The sequence below is a fragment of the Hamadaea sp. NPDC051192 genome (assembly GCF_040682475.1).
Taxonomy (GTDB): Bacteria; Actinomycetota; Actinomycetes; order Mycobacteriales; family Micromonosporaceae; genus Hamadaea; species Hamadaea flava.
The window spans coordinates 1-3,874 of record NZ_JBFBAZ010000271.1 but is presented as its reverse complement, the minus strand read 5'-3'; the positions used below and the strand labels follow the sequence as shown (position 1 = coordinate 3,874).

Below are 3,874 nucleotides of genomic sequence, written 5' to 3'. Positions count from 1 at the left end.
GGAACAAGTGAGCGTAGTGCCCGTCGTGCGCCATCAGCTCGGCGTGTGAGCCCTGAACGGTCGGACTTAACACGCATGCGAGCTGACCTTTGGCCGAAGCCAAATCGGGTTCGGAGCTCAGGTTGCGATGTACCCGCATTGGAAGCCGCGTACGCCGAGCGCCTGACTACCATCCCGCCCGGCGGAGGGCGACCCTTCATCTGTCAGGGTGTCGGGCCGTCCCCCGGCTCTGCGCGGCCCGGCCACCGGGGGGGCCGGGCCGCAGTCTCAATCGGACTCGTACGCCAACGTCGTCGTCTCGACCGACATCACCGTTCGCGTCTCGCCATCCGGCGTTGTGGCGGTGACCTGAACCGTCAGCGGAACCGATCCCGCTGGAGGAAGGTCGAAGGTGCCGACCAGCACCCGTCCCCAGCGGTCGCCGTGACCTTCATGATGGGTACGCCGAAGCAGCCCGTCCGGCCCGCCAGCCATCAGCTGATAGCTGTCCTCATCGGCCGGAGCCGGCCCCTCCACCACCACGTGCAGAGCGCGCCCATTCTCGAACGCGACCACTAGCGCGTAGAGCTCCGGAACGGTCTTAGGCCGGTTGCGCGGGTGATACCAGCTACGGCGAAGAATCGTCATCACGTCAGCCTATGAGCCCTACTCGCAGGGGAAGGTATAGACGCTGCTCCAGATGTAGGTCGGCGTGAACAGGAACCCGTTCGCGGTGCCGTAGCCTTTCGCGACCCACCGGTTGCTCGCGGTCCCGAGGCAGGCCAACTGCTTACCGGTGCCCCAGTTCTGCGCCGTCGCGTAGCGAGGCGCGAAGCTGTCCTCCAGGACATACCGCGTGTTGTCACCGGTCCCGACGACGGTGTACAGCCAGCCCTGGAACATCAGGTCAACCGGCTTGTCGCAGTCGCCCCGGACGCCATAGTGGATCACCTTGTTGGTGCCGGAGTACTGCGGCTCGGGACTGAACGTCATCGCGCATGTGAAGCTACTGGCGACGCCGTTGGCCGTCACCGACGCCGACGATGGGCCCGGACCGGGAGCGGGCTTCGCCGTCGCCGGTTGAGCGCTGAGCAAGCCGACCAGCGCGACGACGACCAGCGTGGTCAGACCACGCATGAGTTTGGGGGTGTGCATTCTCGTCTCTCCTCCGTGATGTGGTGCATGGATGGATGTCAGCGCGCCCAGGGCAGCACGCATCCCCCGACGCTTCGCGCGCCGGAAGCCTTCAGATGGAGCTATTCGGCGGCGGTGGCCGGAGCGTCGGTTGAACCGCGCCGACCGCGCCGGGTCGTGCGCGCCGCCGTCTGGCTCTGATTGGCGCGTACCCGTTCCACGATCGCGTTCCGGTATCGAGAAAACGCCATCACTAGGTCGCTCGCGAGCTCCGCGTCTTGCATGGTCGGCTCACCGCCTTCCGACCAGCTGTACGGGAAGAACAGAACCTCCCACACGCCCCCGGCTCGTATGGACACAACAGGCGGCCCTTCCGAGTCCGCCTCGCTGGTGACCTGGACATCGGCTCCTATACGTATCACCAGCTCGGCGGTGCCAAGATCGATATCCGCCATCACAGTTCCCGCAGTCCTGCTAGCACCCTTTCGATGACTGCCAAGTCCGGAGCGACGTTGATCGGGACCGGTTGGAACCTCCAGCGGCGAGCCGAATCGAGATCAGTCCAGTCCGGCAGACCGAGCGCGTGCGGAACCCGCTGCGGCAGCGGTTCGACGCCACTTCGATCGAACATCCACCGGCGTACTGCCTCCGGGTTAGTCCAGTCCGGCGACGCGACCGGGCGTACGTTGATCGCCGATCGTGTCCTGCGCTGGACCACGGCGCGGCGTCGCCGAGGCAACCCTCCGAGATCGACAAGTCCATTGGTCGCGGTTGTCGCGAGCATCTTTTCCGAACGCCTCCTTCCCGCAGCTAGGAAGAGAGGCGCGAATCGCGCGAGGGGATGTAAGCCCGATCACGCCTCCCTATAGGGTGGAGGGCTTACCGGCCCGGAGTCGTCCTTCGCGGACCGGTATGCCCGTCTGCGATCAAAGGTTAGGCGTGATCGTATGTAGCTTTATCAGTAGAACTTATATGGGCTCACATACCCATCCACGAGGCCATCTTGCGAAGATCATCAGCCACCGCCGCCCGCTTGGCCCGAGTGATCATTACGCTTACGGTATTGCGAGCCGCAGGCAAGATCCGCATGTACTGGGGCGCAGCGTCCTTAGCTTTCTGAAGGTGGGCGAGTGCATCGCCCTCCCTACCTGGCAAGTGAGCAAGCGCCCGTGCTGAGTCCAGCCAGTATGTCGATATCCGGTTAGCGTCCCGGAGTGCAGTCGGGTCGACATCCTTGGAGATCTCCACAACCCGGTGAAACTGGCCTAGCTCCAATGCTGTGGCCATCCGCCAAAGATCAACGTTTGTGGGACCGAAGGACATGCTCATGCCGCCCGGGTGGAGAGGCTCCCCGAGCGATCGTGCCACGCTGGCAGCCTCATCGAAATGGCTGTTGAGATCAACCGTTCGCTTCTGGACCGACTCCACGAGCGCCGCCGAAAGATGCAAAGCACCGTATCCACGTCGCGTCAGTTCATCCGATGTGTGTGGCTGAAGCTCCTCATACGTGCGCCGAGCCTCAGCCTCCAGAAGTGCCGGCCGTTCACCCGGCATGCACTTGAGCCGCGTGAACTGGACGGGGCCGAGCAGGCTTAGATCATCCGACTCTCGGACCGCCGCTAACGCCATGTCGGAGGCCCGCCATGCCAAGTCCCTGTAGCCAATGCTTCGTAGTAGAGACGCCGTGGCGTGAAGGATCGCCGCGCGCAAACGGGGACTATGGCCGATCGAGTGCCGAAGCAAATACGGCAGCTCCGGAACTGAATTTGCGAAGTCGCAGCTCAGGCGGAGAGCGTCAATGCGTGCCAATCGTGCCGCCAACTCGTCGCCCGAGCGGGCCTCCGCAGGCCGCTCCATGATCTCCACTTCGAGGAGGGCAAGCCGAACCTCCGGGACCGACGCGACCGCCTCAGCCTTATTGGGGTCAGCCGGATCACCAGGGAAGCCGAGCAGTTCGGCCATGCTGATGTCGAGGGCTTGCGCGATCGCGATCAGAGTTGACCGGCTATCTGGATTCTCGATGCCGTTCTCGACCTGCGAGATGTAGCTCTGTGACAGACCGGCACGGTCGGCAAGTATCTGTTGCGTCATGCCGCCTCGGCGACGTCGCCAATAGCGGATGCGCCTACCGATGTGCTCCTCCGGCATCGCCGACCTCCAAGGGGGTGTGCCGCGCGGTGCTCCAGCCCTTCGAGCGTACCGGCTCGTCGTGACACCTAGGTGTCACGACGAGCGTCACGGCGCTACCATGCACCACGAAAGTGCACGAGACGACATCGCATGAAATCGTACATTGTGCATTTTCCCTGGTCAAATGGGGTCAGGTGGGACGGGTTCAAATCCCGCCGCCACCGCTTCTGGTCACGGCTCGCGTCCTGGTGATGCGGGCCGTGACCCTTTTCATGTCCAGCATATGCGCAGGTCCGGGCATAAAAAGGGCCCCCCGCGTACCCGCTAGAGCTCGCTTATCCTTGCTGCCTTCCGGCCCTGGGGAGGTTCACGAGGTAACGCCACGCGAGGGGCGTGACCACTGTACCCGGTAACCCGGGTGGGACGAACGCCGGGCCTTATGTATCCTTCTCCACGGAGGATTCGCCTAGAGGCCTAGGGCGCACGCTTGGAAAGCGTGTTGGGATAAAACCCTCACGAGTTCGAATCTCGTATCCTCCGCTCGCAGTCCGAGAGCCCGGCGCCGTCACGGCCCCGGGCTCTCGCCCTTGGCCCCGGCCGAGCCCCCCCCCCCCCCCCCGGCCGCGCCGGC

4 protein-coding genes, 1 tRNA gene and 1 other RNA gene are annotated in these 3,874 nt (G+C 64.2%); 1 reads left to right on the top strand and 5 read right to left on the bottom strand.

What is annotated here, in order from left to right; all coding sequences use genetic code 11:
* Positions 1 to 267 precede the first annotated feature (267 nt).
* From AB0M47_RS42375 to ffs, 5 genes are all read right to left on the bottom strand, one after another.
* Positions 268 to 627: a hypothetical protein gene (locus AB0M47_RS42375; protein ID WP_363424613.1), complete on the bottom strand. Its 360-nt coding sequence runs from the start codon at positions 625 to 627 to the stop codon at positions 268 to 270.
* Positions 628 to 645: 18 nt separating this feature from the next.
* Positions 646 to 1,134 carry a hypothetical protein gene (locus tag AB0M47_RS42370; protein WP_363424611.1) on the bottom strand — a complete coding sequence of 163 codons (489 nt, stop codon included), beginning with the start codon at positions 1,132 to 1,134 and terminating at the stop codon, positions 646 to 648.
* A 101-nt stretch (positions 1,135 to 1,235) separates the two neighbouring features.
* Positions 1,236 to 1,568, bottom strand: coding sequence for a hypothetical protein (locus tag AB0M47_RS42365; RefSeq protein WP_363424609.1), 333 nt, complete (start codon positions 1,566 to 1,568; stop codon positions 1,236 to 1,238).
* A 523-nt stretch (positions 1,569 to 2,091) separates the two neighbouring features.
* Positions 2,092 to 3,261 (bottom strand): helix-turn-helix domain-containing protein, encoded by a 1,170-nt coding sequence (locus AB0M47_RS42360; protein ID WP_363424606.1) that lies wholly within the window; start codon positions 3,259 to 3,261, stop codon positions 2,092 to 2,094.
* A 284-nt stretch (positions 3,262 to 3,545) separates the two neighbouring features.
* An RNA gene (gene ffs, locus AB0M47_RS42355) (signal recognition particle sRNA small type) lies at positions 3,546 to 3,639 on the bottom strand.
* Between the two features lie 59 nt (positions 3,640 to 3,698).
* Here ffs and AB0M47_RS42350 point away from each other — a divergent pair.
* Positions 3,699 to 3,783, top strand: a tRNA-Ser gene (locus tag AB0M47_RS42350).
* The last annotated feature ends 91 nt before the right edge of the window (positions 3,784 to 3,874 follow it).